This window comes from Agrobacterium sp. 16-172Ci (assembly GCF_053522725.1).
In genome coordinates, this window is record NZ_JBNWBW010000019.1 from 38003 (window position 1) to 56495 (window position 18493).

The following is an 18493-nucleotide window of genomic DNA, read 5'->3' on the forward strand; positions in this document are numbered from 1 at the left end:
TAAGCCTGAATTGCATGGGCTGGGACTGCGCATTCAGCCCATGCGTTCGGACACATGTTCTCCGGGAGACGCGGGAAAGACGACCGTCCTGTTTCCGTTCAGAAAGACCCGGTGATGAATATGGGCGTGGATGGCCCGTGCAAGAACCTGGCTTTCCACATCCCGGCCGAGGCTGACATAATCCATCGCACTCTGGGCATGGGTCACGCGGATCGTATCCTGCTCGATGATCGGCCCTTCATCGAGATCGGCGGTGACGTAGTGGGCGGTCGCACCGATCAGCCGCACGCCGCGCTCATAGGCCTGCTTGTAAGGGTTGGCGCCCTTGAAAGACGGCAGGAAGGAATGATGGATGTTGATGATACGGCCTGACATTTCCTGACATAGCCGGTCCGACAGGACCTGCATGTAGCGCGCCAGCACCACGAGCTCCGCTCCGGTATCCTGCACCACCTGCAGGATCGCAGCTTCCGCCTCGGGCTTCGTTTCCGGCGTGACACGAATGTGGTGAAAGGGAATATCCTCATTCACCACCTGCTTCTGATAATCAAGATGATTGGAAATTACGGCGACGATCTCGACCGGCAGCGCACCGATGCGGGAGCGATACAGCAGATCGTTCAGGCAATGGCCGAAGCGCGAGACCATGATCACGACTTTCGTCTTTCGCGAAAGGTCATGAATATCGTAATCCATATCGAAATCGGCCGCGACGGAACCAAACCCGTCAAGCAGTGCATCGCGTCCCGATCCCTGTTCGGAAACGAAGCTCAGCCGCATGAAGAAGCGGCCCGTCTCCTGGTCGGTGAACTGCGAACTGTCGTTGATGTTGCAGCCGGACCGGGCAAGATAACCGGAGACGGCGGCGACGATGCCGCTGCGCGCCGGACACGCGACTTTCATGATATAGGTGGTCAAATCCTGCTCCCCTGGGTCTTTGCGGCGCGGACGGATCGCCCGCGCTTTCGCGCCGATTGCCGATGAACCGCCGGCCGTGGCCAGGACGGCGATTGAGACTTGCCGAAGCCCGGCAGGGCCGCTTACGAACCGTAGATCGGGAAGGCGTCGCAAAGCGCTGCGACCTGCTCCCGCACGTCGGCCTCGACTGCGGCGTCACCCTCGGCATTCGCCGCCAGCGCATCGATGACACGCAGGATCAGCGCACCGATCTGTTCGAATTCGGCGACGCCAAAACCGCGCGTGGTGCCGGCGGAGCTGCCGAGCCGGATACCCGAGGTGACGAAGGGCTTTTCCGGATCGTTGGGAATGGCGTTCTTGTTGCAGGTAAGCCCCGCCCTGTCCAGCGCGATTTCGGCGATCTTGCCGGTCACGCCTTTCGGGCGCAGATCGACCAGCACCATATGGCTGTCGGTTCCGCCAGAGACGATCCCCAGACCACCCTTTGTCAGCACGGCGGCAAGCGCCTGCGCATTGGCGATGACCTGGCTGGCGTAATCCGCAAAGTCCGGGCGCAGCGCCTCGCCGAAAGCCACGGCCTTGGCGGCGATGACATGCATCAGCGGACCGCCCTGATTGCCGGGGAATACCGCCGAATTGAGCTTTTTGGCGAGATCGGCATCGTTGGTGAGGATAACGCCGCCGCGCGGACCGCGCAGGGTCTTGTGGGTGGTGGAGGTGACCACATGGGCGTGCGGCACGGGGTTCGGATATTTGCCGCCGGCGATCAGCCCGGCATAATGGGCCATATCGACCATTAGATAAGCGCCTACCTCGTCAGCGATCTTACGGAAGCCGGCGAAATCGATCTGGCGCGGATAGGCCGATGCGCCCGCCACGATCAGCTTCGGTTTCGTCTCCAGCGCCCGTGCCCGTACCTTCTCCATATCGATCAGATGGGTTTCGGCGTCGACCTCATAGGAGACGACATCGAACCATTTGCCGGACATGGTGACCGGCGAACCATGCGTAAGATGGCCGCCATGGGCCAGCGAAAGCCCCATGATCCGGTCGCCGGGCTGAAGCAGCGCCAGAAACACCGCCTGATTGGCCTGCGCGCCGGAATGCGGCTGCACATTGGCGAATTCCGCGCCGAAGAGCTGCTTCAGCCGGTCGATGGCGACCGCCTCGACCTTATCGACGAATTCGCAGCCACCGTAATAACGCTTGCCGGGATATCCCTCGGCATATTTGTTGGTCAGCTCCGAGCCTTGCGCCGCCAGAACATCGGCGGAAACGATGTTTTCCGAAGCGATCAGCTCGATCTGCGTCTTCTGGCGGTCGAGTTCCTCGGCGATGGCGTCGGCGATCACCGTGTCCGAAACGGTATTATGCGACAGTCGGTTGAGCATTGTTTCCTCCTTCGAGATCAGGCGATGTCCGCCGCAAGTTCCTTGCAGCCGGTTTCAAGCAGATGGCCAAGATGCGATACGAAACTGTTCCAGACATCCATGCGGAAACGGTTTTCCGCATCGCGCCGGAGCACCACGCTGACGCCATCGAAAATCGTCCGGCGTCCCTCGCCGACGGCAATCGTATCGATGTCGCGGGCGCAGCCCAGCGTCAGCAATTCGGCAGCCTGCGGACCTTCGATCAGGAGCGTCATTTCTCGTCCGGAAATATCGACGAGACTATGCGGATGGCTGGCGTAAACGCCTGCGCAGGCGGCAATCAGCCTGTCGACCGCGCTGACAGGTGCAAGCACGGTCCATTCGTCGGGGCCAAGGCGCAGGACCTCGATGTCGCCTGAAGCGGCGCGGAGGCCGATCCGGTCCGGCAGGGTAAGGCCAAGGGCGGCGTTGAGCGAGGCGAGATCGCCACGCGCCCGCAGCGACAGCCGCGCCTGCGCGGCCAGAATGCTGACCCGGGCTGCTTTGCTCTCGGCCAGCGTGCCGTGAACGGGGGAGGAAACGCGCATGTTCATTGTCATCTCCTAGAGCATTTCCAGTAAAGGCGAATTCGCCTTTACGTCCGGAAAATGCGCAAAAACAAAGAGTTATAGCATATCTTGCGAACTTGTGTTCGCCGGATATGCGCTAGTCAAATCTTCAGGCGGGTATTTTCGGGATCGACAAAGACCATCCCGGTGATTTTCGCGGCAATGGTGCGGTCCAGCATCGGAATGTAGACGGTCTCGCCCATCCGATCATGGCCGCCCTCAACCAGCGCCAGCGCAATCGGTTGGCCGACGGCGTCCGAGTGATAGGACGAGGTGACGTGACCCACCATTTTCATGGGGATCGGCTGTTTCGCATCGAAGACGATCTGCGCGCCCTCTTCCAACTTCGAGCGGTCTTCGGTCAGAAGACCGACGAGATGGCGACGACCCTTGGCGACGAGATCGGGGCGGGCAAGGCCGCGCTTGCCGACGAAATCCGGCTTGTTCTTGCCCACGGCCCAGCCCATCGCCGCATCATAGGGCGTAACCGTACCATCGGTGTCCTGGCCGACGATGATGTAACCCTTTTCGGCGCGCAGCACATGCATGGTTTCCGTGCCGTAAGGCGTGATGCCATATTGCTGGCCGGCCTCCCACAGGATTTCCCAGAGCTTGCGGCCGAGCGGCGCCGGCACATTGACCTCGAAGCCGATCTCGCCGGTGAAGCTGACGCGGAACAACCGCGCCGGCATGCCGGCAACGGTGCATTCCACGCAGGACATGTGCGGGAAAGCCTCTTCCGTCAGTTCGATGCCTTGCACCAGCGGCGCGAGCAGCTTCGCCGCGTTCGGGCCGTTCAGCGCAATGGTCGACCACTGTTCGGTGGTCGAGGTCAGCCAGACATTGAGATCGGGCCATTCGGTCTGGAGGTAATCCTCCATCATGTTCAGCACGCGGGCGGCGCCGCCGGTTGTGGTGGTGACATGGAAACGGTCCTCGGTCATGCGGCCGATGACGCCGTCATCGCGGATGAAGCCATCATCGCCGAGCAGCAGGCCATAACGGCAGCGGCCGGCGGCAAGCTTCGTCCAGGGATTGGTATACATGCGGTTCATGAACTCGACCGCATCGGGACCGACCACCTCGATCTTGCCGAGCGTCGAGGCATCGAAAATGCCAACGCTCTGGCGCACCGCCCGGCATTCACGGCTGACCGCCGCATCCATGTCTTCACCCGGCTTCGGGAAATACCAGGCGCGACGCCATTGCCCGACCGGCTCGTAAACCGCACCGTGCTCCTCAGCCCAACCGTCGATCTGAGTCTTGCGCGTCACTTCGAAATGCGCACCACGGTGATAACCCGCAAAAGCGCCGAAGGTCGTTGGCGTATAGGGCGGACGGAAGGTGGTCAGCCCCACCTGCGGCTGGCGCTTGCCCAGCGCTTCTGCCGCGATGTTGAGACCGTTGATGTTGGACATCTTGCCCTGATCGGTCGCCATGCCGTTGGTGGTGTAGCGCTTGACATGTTCGATGGAGCGCATGCCCTCACGCACGGCAAGCCGCAGATCCTTGGCGGTCACGTCATTCTGGTAATCTACGAAAGCCTTGGCCTTGCCGGCATCGCGGTCGCTCGGCAGTTCCGTGTGCGAGACGCCGTTGCCGGTACGGTCATGTTCCACCGCATGGCTGGAACTATTGGCGGCCTTGCCGAGTGCGTCGGCGACTTCGCGACCCCGTTCCGCACCGTCCTTCAGCGCCGCCTCGATGCCCCACAGCCCTCGCCCGGCCCCGGCAATGACGCAATCCTCGTTAGTGAGGGCAGGAAGGAACGTAGTCCGTTCATCATCCCAGGCGATCTTGCCCTGCGTATGGGAAAAGAGATGTAGCGACGGCGTCCAGCCGCCCGACATCAGCACCGCATCACAGGCAATCTCCTGTCCCGCACCGACCGACGCGCCACTAACCGCATTGACCCGGACGGACTTGACCCGCAGCCGGCCCGAGGTCGCCGTGACCGTATGCGACAGCTTGACCGGAATGCCGAGCGCGCGCGCTTCATTGACCAGTTCCTCGCGCACCTTGGCGCGGGTATCGACAATAGCCTGAACACGCGCGCCCGCGCCATGAAGATCGAAGGCCGCATACCAGGCGCTGTCATGGCTCGTCACCACCACCGGCCGGTTACCGACCTTGACGCCGTAACGGTTGAGATAGGTCTGGGCAGCCCCCGCCAGCATCACGCCCGGACGGTCGTTGCCGTGGAAGACCAGCGGCTTTTCCAGCGCGCCCTGCGCCAGCACCACCTGGCGAGCCCGCACCCGCCACAGGCGCTCGCGCGGCGTATCTTTCGGCACGGTTTCCAGATGGTCGGTCAGCTTTTCGCAAAGGCCGATCATGTTCTGGTGGTAATAGGCAATCGCCGTCGTGCGGGTCATGACCCTGACGCCGCGCTCCTTCAGCGCCTTCAACTCATCCGCAAGCCAGTTCCATGCGGGCTTGCCGTCGATCTTCGCCTGCGGTTCGGACAAAAGCGTGCCGCCGGCTTCGGCATTTTCATCGACCAGCACGACCTTCAGACCATCGACCGCCGCCGCACGCGCTGCCGCAAGACCGGCGGGACCGGCACCGACGATCAGCACATCGCAATGCAGGTTGCGCGAGGCATAGGTGTCGGGGTCCTCCTCCGTCGGCGAAACGCCGAGACCCGCAGCCGCGCGGATGAAGGGCTCATAGACCTTGTTCCAGAAGCTCTTCGGCCACATGAAGGTCTTGTAATAGAAGCCCGCCGAAAACAGCATATAGGCCATGTCGTTTACCGCGCCGATATCGAATTTCAGGCTCGGATATTTGTTCTGCGAGGTGGTTTCCAGCCCGTTCCAGATTTCCTGCACCGTGGCGCGGGTGTTCGGTTCGAAACGTCCGGCACTGCGGCGGGTGCCGATCAGCGCATTCGGCTCCTCGGAACCCGCTGCCACCGGGCCGCGCGGGCGGTGGTATTTGAACGAGCGGCCCATCAGATGCACGCCATTGGCGAGAAGTGCGGAGGCGACCGTATCGCCCTTCACGCCGCGATAGGTCTTGCCGTCGAAGGTGAAGCTCACGGAGCGGGCGGCATCCACGCGGCCACGGCCGGAAACGCGATAGGAGTTCATTTCGACACCTCGGAACTGGCTGGTGCACGGGTCAGGGAAGAAAGTTCAGGACGCGGCTCGCCGGCCCGATAGGTCGTGAGGAAACGGTCGCTCACCGTATCACGCACGGCGTTGAAGAAGCGGCCGCAGCCATGCAGGTGCCGCCAGCGCTCGAAATGCGGACCTTTCACGTTTTCGCGGATGAACAGGAATTCTTCCCATTGCTCATCGGTCTGCGACGAGGGATCGGCGGCGCGGGTAATATGGGCCTGCCCGGCATAGGTGAATTCGGCTTCCGGCAGAGTTTCGTTGCAATAGGGGCAGCGGATCAGCAGCATGATTCTATCCTCAGTGCGCCACGGCTGCGGCGGCGGCCTCGTCGATCAGGCGGCCGGAACGGAAGCGTTCCAGCGTGAAAGGCGCGTTGATCGGGTGCGGTTCGTTTTTGGCGATGGTCCAGGCGAAGGTATGGGCAGCGCCGGGCGTGGCCTTGAAACCGCCGGTACCCCAGCCGCAATTGACGTAAAGGCCGGCAACCGGCGTCTTGCCGAGAATGGCCGAGCGATCCGGAGTCACATCAACGATGCCGCCCCATTTACGCAGCATCCGCATGCGGTTGAAGATCGGGAAGATTTCGACGATGGCCGCGATCGTATGTTCGATCAGCGGCAAGCCGCCGCGCTGCGAATAGGACGTATATTGGTCCGTGCCCGAACCGATCACCAGTTCGCCCTTGTCCGACTGGCTGATATAGGCGTGAACCGCGTTCGACATTACCACGCAGGGGAAGATCGGCTTGATCGGCTCCGACACCAGCGCCTGCAACGGATAGCTTTCGAGCGGCAGACGCACACCGGCCGTGTCCATGACGACCGAAGTGTGACCGGCGGCGGAAACCGCGACCTTCTTTGCCTTGATGAAACCCCTCGCCGTCTCGACGCCCGCGACGGAGCCGTCAGCGTTGCGGCGAATGGCCGTGACCGGGCAGTTCTGGATGATATCGACGCCGCGGGCGGCAGCGCCGCGCGCATAACCCCAGGCGACCGCATCGTGGCGCGCCGTGCCGGCCCGTTCCTGAAGCGCGCCGCCCATGACCGGATAGCGGGCATTCGGCGCAATGCTGAGCGGCGGGCAGTATTCCTTGCATTCTTCCGGGGTGAGCCAGCGATTATCGACGCCATTCAAACGGTTGGAATGGATGTGGCGCTTGAAGCTCTGCACATCGTGCACATTATGCGCCAGCATCAGCACACCGCGCCTTGAATACATGACGTTGTAGTTCAATTCCTGGCTCAAGTTCTCCCACAGATCGACGGCGTGATCGTAAAGACGGGCGCTCTCGTCATAGAGATAGTTCGAGCGGATGATCGTGGTGTTGCGGCCGGTATTGCCGCCGCCGAGCCAGCCCTTGTCGATGACAGCGACATTGGTGATGCCGTGCTGGCTGGCCAGATAATAGGCAGCGCCAAGACCATGGCCGCCGGCGCCGACGATGACCACGTCATATTCGGCTTTCGGCTGACTGTCGGGCCATTGCTCGTCCCAGTTCTTGTGGCCGGTCACGGCATTCCGCAAAAGATTGAAAGCATTAAAACGCGTCATGAGCGGACCCGATGGTTGGAAAATCTCGTGTCGCAAAAGCTAGGAGCATTTGCCGCGCCCCGGCTGGACAATCGCGTCTGTTTGCATGAATATTTGCGTCATGACCTTACCCCGCGCCAGAAAACGCCTCAGCGTCGCCTTCCTGCTTGCCGACCGCTTCACGCTGTCGGCCTTCGCGAATTTCGTCGATGTGCTGCGCCTTGCGGCCGATGAGGCGGACCGTTCGCGGCCTATCCTGTGCGAATGGTCGGTGCTCTCGGCGACCATGAGCAGCGTACAATCGAGTTGCGGCGTGAAGGTGCAGCCGGATACACGGCTGATGGACGCCGGGCACTACGACTATATCGTCGTTGTCGGCGGTTTGATCAGCGATCACAGCGCCCTGCCGCAGGAGGCGCTGCGCTTCCTGAAGGAACGGGCGGCGGCGGGCGTTCCCATCGTCGGGCTATGCACCGGCGTTTTCATCCTGCACGAGGCCGGCCTGCTCGATGGTTATCGCTGCTGCGTAAGCTGGTTCCACCGTCAGGATTTTCTCGACCGTTTCGATACCGTCCAGATGATCTCCGACCAGATCTTCGTCATCGACCGCGACCGACTGACCTGTTCCGGTGGCCACGGCGCAGCGCATCTGGCAGCCTTCCTCGTCGAGCGTCATGTCGGCCAGTCCGCCGCCATCAAAAGCCTCAACATCATGATGATCGACAGCGCGCTGAGCGGCGAAAAGCCTCAACCCGGCCAGCAGAGCACGCGCAAGGCCAACGATCCCCTCGTCAAAAAAGCAATCCTGCGGATGCAGCAGAATATCGAGGTTCCGAGAACCGTGCTGGAACTGGCGAATGATCTCGGCCTTGGCCGCCGCAGCCTCGAACGGCGTTTCCTGAACGACCTCAGCGCAACGCCTTCGAAGGTCTATCTCGAGCTTCGACTGGATCGCGCTCTGTCGCTGCTGCGCACGACGCGTGACAGCATCACCCAGATTTCGCTCGCCACCGGTTTTTGCGATGCGCCGCACCTTTCCCGCACGCTACGAGCCGAGCGCGGTTTCACCCCCAGCGAATATCGCAAGACTCAGGCCGGCCACGTCGCAACCGAAGAGGAATTCGCCGTCGGCGTGCTGCTTCCACAATCCTGAAAATCTTGCCTCTGTTCTAGGAACCCGCCCCCATGAAGGTCAGCCGGGTAAGAGCCGTATAGCTGGATTCCGAGGCCATCAGGGCTGCGAAGACGAGCACGAGAACCGGCGGAAGCAGGATGGCGTAGACCAGAACCAGCCGTTCCCAGGCCATATGCATGAAAATCGCCATGATCAGCCCCGCCTTCAGGATCATGAAGAGGATGATGAGAGACCATCTCGGATAACTCTGAATGCCAAGATAATCGACCATATAGGAGAAGGCGCTGAGGACGAAAAGCAGTCCCCAGACCACCATGTAAAGTCTTATCGGATGCTGCTGTCCCTGTTGTGACTGTTGCTGTGCCATGATGCCATCCTCACTCACCACAGATAGAAGAATGCGAAGATAAAGACCCACACCAGATCCACGAAGTGCCAGTAAAGCCCGGTTATCTCGACGATCTCATATTGCCCCTTTCGGCTGGTGAAGAACCCCCGCCTTTCCTCATCGAAATCTCCCCGCCACACCTTGCGCGCGACGATGAGAAGAAACAGGACGCCGATGGACACATGGGTGCCGTGAAAGCCCGTGATCATGAAGAAAGCCGAACCGAACTGCGCCGCACCCCACGGGTTTTCCCAGGGGCGAACGCCCTCCGCGATCAGCTTGCTCCATTCGAATGCCTGCATTCCCACGAATGTCGCTCCAAGCGCTGCCGTCGCCACCATCAGCGCGGCGGTTTTGCGACGGTCGCGGCGATATGCGAAGTTGACGGCCATGGCCATCGTGCCGCTGCTGCTGATGAGAACAAAGGTCATGATGGCAATCAGGATCAGCGGAATGTGCCGGCCGGCAATCGTGAGCGCGAAAACCTCGCTCGGATTGGGCCAGGCCGCGGTGGCCGACATGCGCGCCGCCATATAGGCCAGCAGGAAACAGCCGAAAATGAAGATATCGCTCAGGATGAATATCCACATCATCGCCTTGCCCCAGGAGACGTTCTTGAACGCCCGCTGGTCCGATGACAGATCGGCGGCGACGCCGCGCAGTCCCGCCGGCCGCAGATGCGGATCACTTACCGCTCTTTCCTCCATGGATGCGGCCATGATCGACACTCCTCAGGTGACCAATTGACGGCAGAGATCGACGAAACTGTTCGCCCAACCGGCGAAAAGCGCAAAAAGGACCAGCCAGACGATCAGCATGAAATGCCAGTAGATGGCGCACAGCTCCACACTCAGGCGCATCCTTGCCGACAAGGGCTCGCTCCGGGCACGGATTGCGGTGCGTCCAAGCACGAAGAGCCCGCCCAATATATGCAGGCCGTGCAGGCCCGTGATCATGTAGAAGAAGCTGTTCGATGGGTTATCCGCCAGAACATAGCCTGCGGAGATGAGTTGCTGCCACGCCAGGAATTGACCGGCGACAAAGAAAACAGCCGTTGCAAAGGCTGTCACAAGAGCCGCGTTCAGCCTGTCGCGATGATCTGGACGGATTTCGGTTTTCGCCCATTGCAGCGCCAGACTGCTGGCGGCAAGCGTCGCAGTATTCACCCATAACAGTCTGGGGATCGGGATACCCCACCAGTCGGCGCCGCCCATGCGGCCGAGATAGGCGCTGATGAGCAAGGTGAACAACGCACCGACAACCGCCAGAAATATCCCAAGTCCGACTTTCGCAATCGTCGCCGACGATCCCTGCATCTGCTGCGCATCGCCTGCCAAACCGACTTCCAGCCAGGGCTTCGAGGCCAGCCGCTGCCGCGCCATCCACCAGCCGATGATGCCGGCGATCCCGGCCATGAAGACGAGGATGGCGCTCATGACAGGGCCCTTTCGGAAGGTCCGGCCGCCGCCGGCTGGTTTTGCGGCAGGAAGTCCTCAGCCGCGCCGGGCACGCTGTAATCATACGGCCAGCGATAAACGACCGGCAGTTCCTTGCCCCAGTTGCCATGAACCGGCGGGGTCTGCGGCGTCTGCCATTCCAGTGTCGTGGCCCGCCACGGATTGCCGACCGCCTTTTTGCCCCAGCGCAGGCTCCACTCGAGATTGAACACGAACAGCAGTTGAGCCGCACCGACGATGAGCGCGGCCACGGTGATGAATATGTTCAACGTGTGCGCCGAATCTGGAATGAAGGCGGTTTCGCCCAGCTCATAATAGCGGCGCGGCACACCCATCAGCCCGAGATAATGCATCGGGAAGAAGATGGCATAGGCACCGAGAAAGGTGATCCAGAAATGGACGTGCCCCATCGCCTCGTTCAGCATCCGGCCCGTGACTTTCGGATACCAGTGGTGAATCGCACCGAAGATCACCATGATCGGCGCGACCCCCATCACCATATGAAAATGGGCGACCACAAACATCGTATCCGAAAGCGGCACATCGACGACGACATTGCCGAGGAAGAGGCCCGTCAATCCGCCATTTATGAATGTGACGATGAAGGCGAGCGCAAACAGCATCGGCAGGGTGAGATGGATATCGCCGCGCCAGAGCGTCAGCACCCAGTTATAGACCTTGATCGCCGTCGGCACGGCGATGATCAGCGTCGTGGTTGCGAAAAAGAACCCGAAATTCGGGTTCATGCCGCTGACATACATATGATGCGCCCAGACGACGAAGCTCAGCGCCGCGATGATGACGATCGCCCAGACCATCATGCGGTAGCCGAAGATATTCTTGCGCGCATGGGTGCTGATCAGATCCGAGACGATACCGAAGGCGGGAAGTGCGACGATATAGACTTCCGGATGGCCGAAGAACCAGAACAGGTGCTGGAACAGGATGGGACTGCCGCCATCCTGCTTCAATTGTTCGCCCATCTCCACGATGGCCGGCATGAAGAAGCTCGTGCCGAGCAGCCGGTCGAACAGCATCATGACCGCGGCGACGAAGAGCGCCGGGAAAGCGAGCAGCGCCATGGCCGTCGCCGTGAATATGCCCCATATCGTCAGTGGCATGCGCATCAGCGTCATGCCCCGCGTGCGTCCCTGCAACACGGTGACGACGTAATTCAGCCCGCCCAAAGTAAAGCCGATGATGAACAGGATCAGCGATGACAGCATCAGGATGATGCCCCAGTCGCGCCCGCCCGGCGTTCCAGAAAGAAGCGCCTGCGGCGGATAGAGCGTCCAGCCTGCGCCCGTCGGCCCGCCGGGTGCGAAGAAACCGGCCACCAGCACAAGGACGGCGGAGAGGTAGAGCCAGTAGCTTAGCATATTGGCATAGGGAAACACCATGTCGCGCGCGCCGAGCATCAGCGGGATCAGGTAGTTGCCGAAACCGCCGAGAAACAATGCAGTCAGCAGGTAGATCACCATGATCATGCCATGCATGGTGATGAACTGATAATAATATTCCGCATCGATGAAGGAGAAATAGCCGGGAAAAGCGAGCTGCAGCCGCATCAGCCAGGAAAGCACCAGCGCCACCATGCCTATTGCGATGGCTGTCAGGAAATATTGAATGGCAATGATCTTGGCATCCTGGCTGAAGACATATTTCGTCCACCAGCTTTTCGGATGATAAAGCTCGACGTCCTCGACTTCAGCGGGCTGAATGACCTGCCCGGCGCCGGATCCAATCTCGACCATGTTCCATCCTCCCTGTTCTCCCGATGCGGCCTTCCCTTCCAATCTGCACGGCGCTTATCTGGCCGCCGACGTTTCCGCCGAAGCCAGCAGTTTCGAGAAAGTCGGCTGCTGCTGCAGCCAGGCCTGATAATCGGTCTCGGTATCGACGACGACGGTACCGCGCATCTGCGGATGGCCCACACCGCACAGTTCCGCGCAGAGAACCTCGAAAGTTCCCGTCCGGGTCGGCGTAAACCAGTAATAGGTGACCGAGCCGGGGATCATGTCCATTTTGGCCCGGAACTCCGGCACATAGAAATCATGCACGACATCGACCGCGCGCAGCAGCATTTTCACCGGCCTGCCGGCGGGCAGATGCAACTCTCCGCCTTCAATGATGACGTCGTCCATTCCGGCGGGATCGTTCCTGTTCAGGCCGAGCGGATTGCCGGGTCCAATAGCGCGCGTATCCGCCCGCCCGAGCCGTCCGTCCGCTCCCGGCAGGCGGAAACTCCATTGCCATTGCTGACCGACGACTTCCACTTCGCTTGCACCGTCCGGTACGGTTACGAACTGGTTCCATACGAAGAGGCCCGGCAGAAGCATTGCAGCCACCCCAACCCCGGTTCCGCCCGCCAGCCACCATTCCAGGCGCTTGTTTTCGGGCTCGTATGCCGCCCGGTTTCCGGCGCGGTGCCGGAAGCGGAACACGCAATAGGCGACGAACAGCACAACGGCCGAGAAAACGAAGCCGGTGATCCAGAAAGTGATGATGATCGTATTGTCGATATAGCTCCAGTTCGAGGCTATCGGCGTCCACCACCACGGGCTTAGCAGGTGGAATACGATCGATCCCACCACCAGCAGAACGAGAATCACAACGACAGCCATCGTCTCCTCCCGTGACCCGGCCACGAACGCTTCACAACTCCATCGCGAGGTATATTAGAATTATCTCATAAATTGATCGGGCGAGCAATTATGGTAGCGCCTGCGGCAGGGTCCCCTTCCTGTACTACGGCCTCAATCAAGAAGGCACTCGCGGAAAGCAGACAGATCGGAAGAAACGATACCACATGGCATCCCCGCACTCTCCATGGTCATCCCAACCGCTGCGGCTTCCTCAGCGGGGCCGCAACGGCAGTAAGGATGATCTACGGATAGATTTCCTCTATGAATTCAGGGCGTACGGCGTGAATAATCGGACACGATCAGTTTCCGATAGAGGTGCCAGGTCGCGTGGCCGAGGATGGGCATGACGACCGCGAGGCCGATAAATACCGGGATCGTGCCGACGACGAGCAAGGCCGCGACGATCAATCCCCAAAGCGCCACCGGAACCGGGTTGGCAAGCGTGGCGCGGATGCTCGCATCCACCGCCGCAACTGCGCCGACATCCCGGTCGAGCAGCAGTGGGAACGCCACCACCGTTGTCGCCAGCACGACGACCGCGAAAACGAAGCCGGCCAGATTGCCCCAGACGATGAGGGAGAGACCTTGCGAGGTCGTCAATACGTCCGACAGAAAGGTGGAGAGGGAGACCGGACCGGTCGCATCGAAAGTCGCAGTGTAGATGCTCTGCGCAACAATCAACCAGACGACGAAAAGCACGAAAAGCATGACGGCGACCGCGATGATCGACGGCAGGGCCGGAGAGTGCCGAACCTCCAGTGCGTGCCGCCAGGAGCTATCCAACCCCTGCTCGCGTCGTCGACTGATTTCATAAAGCCCGATGGCCGCGATCGGACCAATCAGTGCAAAACCCGACATCAGCGGATAAATAACCGGCAGCAGATTGGCGCCGGAACTCCACATCACCAGAAAAACACCGGCGATCGGATACATAAGACAGAGAAAAACATAGTGGGACGGCTTTTCTTTAAAGTCCTCAAGTCCCAGCTTCAACGCATCCACAATATCCGGGATGCCAATCTTGCGGACTTCCGGGCGGGCAAATTCGCCACTCGCACCGGCCATGACATGGAATGCCGTCATAGCACTTCTCCTCCTGCGCCATGATCCGGCTGGCGGTACAGGAACGCTCGGTGACCTCTATCGACGCGTCAAACCGCAACCGGCTGTTTTGTAATTTATCAAATTCTGTCGCCTTTGTCGCCTGTTCTTTAAATTGGAGAAATCAGATGCCCGCTGCCGGCATGGTCGACAGAACCGCACTCGTGCAGGTTTTGGATCGTTGCCAGCTCCGTGCACTGTCTATGGCGCGTGCGAAGCGAGCATGGTCTTTGGCATCGACCGATCCGTCGGGCGCGAATATCTCGGCATCGCCTCGTAGGGCCGCGACATCGACGCCGCACAGTTCCGCCAGGCCGAGCGCCGTCAACTCGCGCATGGCGGGCACGCAGATGGTTCGACCGCTGGCGGCAGCCAGAAAGCGGGCGAAATAGCGGCTGTTCGACAAGCCGCCATCGATGGAGATCGTATCGCCTATGGGGGCGACCGCCGATGCCGCCTCGATCAACCGCGCCGTCAGCAGGGCAATGCCTTCCAGCACGGCGCGCACCATGTCACGCCGCTCGGTCGCGTGGTCCATGCCGATGAACAAAGGCACCGCCTGCCTGTCCCAATAGGGCGCGGCAAGGCCCGAAAGGGCGGGCACGAAGACAAGGCCGCGGCGAATGGCCGATGGTCCCTCGAAACCGTCGAGTTCGGCATTTTCAGCATAGAGGCCGATCTTTTTCGCCCATTCGAGCGCCGCGCCGGCATCATAGATCCCGCCTTCGATGGCGAAAACAGCGGGGGCGCCCTGCATTTGCCAGCCAATGGTCGGCAGAAGCTCTCCCGTCGCCGGCCGCCCGTGACCGGCAACGGCCAGCAGAAAGGCTCCGGTTCCGAAGGTTATCTTGCAATCGCCGGCCTTGCGGCAGCCATGCCCATAAAGCGCTGCCTGCTGATCGACGATGGAAACGCGGATAGGCGTTCCCTCGGCCGCGCCGAAGCCGCCATCGACAGGGCCGATTGTGGGCAGGCAATCCAGCGGCACGCCGTGAAGCGCGCAGAGTTCCGGGCTCCAGTCTCCGGTTGAAAGATCGAGCAGACCCGTGCGCGACGCCGTTGCAAGGTCGGTGCGGAAACAGCCCGTCAGCCGGTCCAGAAAAAACGCATCGGTGGTGCCCAGCCGCAAACGGCCTGCCGCGCGTGCCTGTGCCACCGCCGGATTGTGCCTGACCAGCCAGGCCAGTTTGCTGGCCGAAAAATAGGGATCGAGCGGCAGCCCGCAAATCGCTTTCGAACGATCCGTTGCCGAAGGCGGCAGGGCGGAGAGCGCTTCGGCGGTGCGGGCATCCTGCCAGACGATGACCGGCGACAGCGCCTCCCCGCTCACGGCATCCCACGCCAGGCAACTCTCGCCCTGATTGGCGATGGCGATGGCATCCACCGGCCCGGCGGCAGCCAGCACTGCGCGGATGTTGCCCAGCAGTTCTTCCGGATCATGTTCCACATGGCCGGCGGCCGGATAAAATTGTGCGTGACGCCGGCTCGCCACGACCTCCGCCGTGCCGCCATCGCTCACCACAAGGCACCGGGTCGATGTCGTTCCCTGATCGATTGCGGCAATGCGCATCAATTGGTCTCCTGAAAGTGAAAAGCAATCCGCCCCGCTTCAAACGCAGCGCCGGGAATGGGCACCAACACACGGCGTTCAGGACGCCAACGGCCGGTCTTGCTCCACACGTCCGTCCCGTCGAGATGCAGCGAAAGCCGGCCTTGAACGGGTCTGGTGAAACGAAGCTGAAAATCGCGAAATGCGGGTCTGTCGAGCCCACCCGGCCGCAACATGGCGGGAACCGCCAGCTTGAGCGGATCGGCGAAGGTGACGGGCACTCCCGGCGCGCCGCATGGTTCCCGGGCGAGATCGTCGGCCACCGCCGCGCCAACCCGACGCCCTTCGCGAAACGCCCAGCCGCCCGTTTCCACGGCTCGCAAGACATTCCCGCCGGCGAAGAATATCGGGTTGGGCATCCGTCCGTCCTGATCGATCAGCGGCCCGGCACTGCCTGCCGCAACATCCACGGCGGATGCATTGAGAAGCGCTGCTTCCGGCGTGAAGCGCCCGGTGAGCAGAACACCGTCGCATTGGACCGTCATGATGCGACCATCCGCCAGACGGATATCGGCCTCCTCCACCCGGCCGCGTCCGCGAATATCCGTAAGTACCGCGCCACAATGAAAGGGCACCCCGGCCAGTCGCGGAAACCAATGGAAAGGCGACCGCGCCAGCGGATGCGGTTCCGGCTCGATCATCGCCACAGGCCGGGCGCGATGCGTCAGGCAGGTTAGAAGCGCGGAAAAGGAAACCAGTTCCGAACCGACGATGAGCGGCCGACGAAAGGGCATGATGCCGTGAAAGGCGACATAGGATTGCAGCGTGCCGGTGGTGACCACACCCACCGGCCGGTCGCCGGGTAAAAGCCGCGCGGAGCGTGGTTTTTCCCGCGCGCCGGTCGCAAGCACGATACGCCGGGCCTTCAGCGTCTCGACGCCGCGCGCCGACGTCACCAGCAGCGCGCCATCCTGTCCGAGTTCCACCACGGAATGACCGGTGCGGATATCGACACCCGCATCCTGCGCCTGCCGCTGCAGGCGTTGCGCATAGGCCGGGCCGAAATAGACGCGTCCGAACTCACGCATGCCGAAGGGCGAATGCAGGCAATGCCGGGTTGCGCCACCAAGGGCCGGCTCACGCTCGAGGATCATCACGCGGGCGATACCGCGCGCTTTCAGCTCCAGCGCCGCCGACACACCTGCCGGGCCGCCGCCGACCACGATTACATCCGCACTCATCGGTCGCCTCCCTCGTGAACGGCAAGCGGGATCGCCAGGCGGTCGCCCGTCATCGCGGCCAGCCGGGCGTTGCAATAAAAGCCCAGACAGCGACCCATGCCGGCGCGGGTGCGGCGCCGCAGCCCACCGAAATCGCCCGGCGGCACCGGGCTTAAAAAGGTCGCCTCGATCTCGCGCCGCGTGACGAGTTCGCAATGACAGACGATTTCGCCGTGATCGGCACGCTGCCAGTCCCGCTCGCAGGTTTCCGTCAGGTTGGGTATCGTCACGTCGGGAACTGAGGGCGGTGGGACAAAATGCGTGCCGAAACCTTCGTGAAGCTTCAGCGCATGTTGCGCCAGACCGAGGGCGGCGCTGAGGCCGGTGGAGCGAATGCCGCCGAGCGTGATGGCCCGCCGGTCCGGCCGGGCGGAAATGCGGTAATGCTTCTTTTCAGACGCCGGTCGCAGACCGGCATAAACGGCGGTTACGGAAACGGAAGCTAGCGCCGGAACGATCTCCGCACCGCGCTCCAGCAGTACTTCCAGCGTCGCCGTCTCGACCGTCGCGCGCTCGCGGTCTTCCTGCTCTTCCGCCGTCGGGCCGACGAGAACATTACCGAAGGCGGTGGGGCACACGACGATGCCCTTGGTGATTTCGGTCGGAACGGGCAGGACGATGCGCGGCACATGCCGGCGGGCAGCCTTGTCCAGCACCACGAACTGCCCCTTGCGGGGCTTGATGGCAAAGTCAGGCGAAAGCCCCAGACGCGCGTCGACAATATCGCCGAACAGCCCGGCGGCATTGACAATGCTTGCGGCAAGGATAACGCCGGCCGTCGTCTCGATCCGCCACGTGCCGTCGAACGCACCGGACAGAACTTCCGCGTTGCGCACCAGCTGCGCGCCGAGCGCCACCGCCTGCGTGAGATAGCCGAGCGGCGCGGACCACGGATCGATGATATGTTCGCCCGGAACGTCAAGCGCAGCGACAAGGCGGTCGGACAGGCCCGGCATGGTTTCGCGAGCGTGCCCCGCTGTAAGAAGCTCAAGCCCGGCAATGCCGTTGCGCCGCCCCTGATCCGCAATCGCCTGCAGTTTTTCCGCCTCGTCCGGGTTCCAGGCGCAGACCAGTGCGCCTGTTTCGACGAGGCTGAGGCCCATCTGCCCATGAATGGAGAGATATTCCGCCCGGCCTGCCTTCACCAGTTCCAGTTCCAGACTGCCTTCCGGCGCATCGAAGCCGGTATGGAGGATGGCGCTATTGGCCTTGGAGGCACCGGAGAGGATATCGGGGCCTTTCTCGATGACCACCACCTTCGCACCGGCCAGCGCGAAACGGCGGGCGACCGCGCAACCGACCACACCGGCGCCAATGACGGCGACATCAAATTCCGTGGAGGGAGTTTCAGCCATGGGCTTCCCTTTGCCTTCGTCTTTCAAAGCGAAAT

At 61.7% G+C, this 18493-nt stretch carries 16 protein-coding genes; 1 reads left to right on the forward strand and 15 read right to left on the reverse strand.

Annotated features, from left to right (window positions below; genetic code table 11):
* Positions 1-33: 33 nt before the first annotated feature.
* The 6 genes from purU to ACQZ40_RS17060 form a co-directional block, all read right to left on the reverse strand.
* Entirely contained in the window at positions 34-918 is an 885-nt protein-coding gene (gene purU, locus ACQZ40_RS17035) for a formyltetrahydrofolate deformylase (RefSeq protein WP_448741609.1), read from the reverse strand.
* Between the two features lie 122 nt (positions 919-1040).
* Positions 1041-2309, reverse strand: coding sequence for a serine hydroxymethyltransferase (gene glyA, locus ACQZ40_RS17040; RefSeq protein ID WP_448748306.1), 1269 nt, complete (start codon positions 2307-2309; stop codon positions 1041-1043).
* A 17-nt stretch (positions 2310-2326) separates the two neighbouring features.
* Entirely contained in the window at positions 2327-2881 is a 555-nt protein-coding gene (locus ACQZ40_RS17045) for a sarcosine oxidase subunit gamma (RefSeq protein ID WP_448748307.1), read from the reverse strand.
* 116 nt (positions 2882-2997) lie between these two features.
* Positions 2998-5988 (reverse strand): sarcosine oxidase subunit alpha, encoded by a 2991-nt coding sequence (locus tag ACQZ40_RS17050; protein WP_448748308.1) that lies wholly within the window; start codon positions 5986-5988, stop codon positions 2998-3000.
* On the reverse strand, positions 5985-6305 hold the full coding sequence (locus tag ACQZ40_RS17055; RefSeq protein WP_003504489.1) for a sarcosine oxidase subunit delta: 321 nt from the start codon (positions 6303-6305) through the stop codon (positions 5985-5987). Before ACQZ40_RS17055 ends, ACQZ40_RS17050 begins: the two co-directional genes overlap by 4 nt.
* A 10-nt stretch (positions 6306-6315) precedes the next feature.
* Positions 6316-7569, reverse strand: a complete 1254-nt coding sequence (locus tag ACQZ40_RS17060; RefSeq protein WP_078052863.1) for a sarcosine oxidase subunit beta family protein — start codon at positions 7567-7569, stop codon at positions 6316-6318.
* Positions 7570-7654: 85 nt separating this feature from the next.
* Here ACQZ40_RS17060 and ACQZ40_RS17065 point away from each other — a divergent pair, with 85 nt between their 5' ends.
* Positions 7655-8701: a GlxA family transcriptional regulator gene (locus ACQZ40_RS17065; protein WP_448748309.1), complete on the forward strand. Its 1047-nt coding sequence runs from the start codon at positions 7655-7657 to the stop codon at positions 8699-8701.
* A 16-nt stretch (positions 8702-8717) separates the two neighbouring features.
* Here ACQZ40_RS17065 and ACQZ40_RS17070 read toward each other — a convergent pair whose 3' ends face one another.
* The 9 genes from ACQZ40_RS17070 to ACQZ40_RS17110 form a co-directional block, all read right to left on the reverse strand.
* Positions 8718-9050, reverse strand: a complete 333-nt coding sequence (locus tag ACQZ40_RS17070; RefSeq protein WP_080857789.1) for a cytochrome C oxidase subunit IV family protein — start codon at positions 9048-9050, stop codon at positions 8718-8720.
* A 14-nt stretch (positions 9051-9064) separates the two neighbouring features.
* The gene (locus ACQZ40_RS17075) at positions 9065-9790 is read right to left on the reverse strand and encodes a heme-copper oxidase subunit III family protein (RefSeq protein ID WP_448748310.1); all 726 of its coding nucleotides are present in this window, start codon (positions 9788-9790) and stop codon (positions 9065-9067) included.
* Positions 9791-9802: 12 nt separating this feature from the next.
* Entirely contained in the window at positions 9803-10507 is a 705-nt protein-coding gene (locus tag ACQZ40_RS17080; protein WP_080857788.1) for a cytochrome c oxidase subunit 3, read from the reverse strand.
* On the reverse strand, positions 10504-12282 hold the full coding sequence (locus tag ACQZ40_RS17085; RefSeq protein WP_448748311.1) for a cytochrome c oxidase subunit I: 1779 nt from the start codon (positions 12280-12282) through the stop codon (positions 10504-10506). The genes ACQZ40_RS17080 and ACQZ40_RS17085 overlap by 4 nt, the downstream gene beginning before the upstream one ends.
* A 54-nt stretch (positions 12283-12336) precedes the next feature.
* Positions 12337-13152: a cytochrome c oxidase subunit II gene (locus tag ACQZ40_RS17090; protein ID WP_080857786.1), complete on the reverse strand. Its 816-nt coding sequence runs from the start codon at positions 13150-13152 to the stop codon at positions 12337-12339.
* Positions 13153-13440: 288 nt separating this feature from the next.
* Positions 13441-14256, reverse strand: coding sequence for a DUF2189 domain-containing protein (locus ACQZ40_RS17095; RefSeq protein ID WP_080857785.1), 816 nt, complete (start codon positions 14254-14256; stop codon positions 13441-13443).
* A 142-nt stretch (positions 14257-14398) separates the two neighbouring features.
* Positions 14399-15844, reverse strand: a complete 1446-nt coding sequence (locus ACQZ40_RS17100; protein ID WP_448748312.1) for an FGGY family carbohydrate kinase — start codon at positions 15842-15844, stop codon at positions 14399-14401.
* The gene (locus ACQZ40_RS17105; protein WP_448748313.1) at positions 15844-17064 is read right to left on the reverse strand and encodes an NAD(P)/FAD-dependent oxidoreductase; all 1221 of its coding nucleotides are present in this window, start codon (positions 17062-17064) and stop codon (positions 15844-15846) included. Before ACQZ40_RS17105 ends, ACQZ40_RS17100 begins: the two co-directional genes overlap by 1 nt.
* A complete protein-coding gene (locus ACQZ40_RS17110) occupies positions 17061-18458 on the reverse strand; it encodes an FAD-dependent oxidoreductase (RefSeq protein WP_448748314.1) in 1398 nt (465 codons plus the stop codon). The genes ACQZ40_RS17105 and ACQZ40_RS17110 overlap by 4 nt, the downstream gene beginning before the upstream one ends.
* Positions 18459-18493 lie beyond the last annotated feature (35 nt).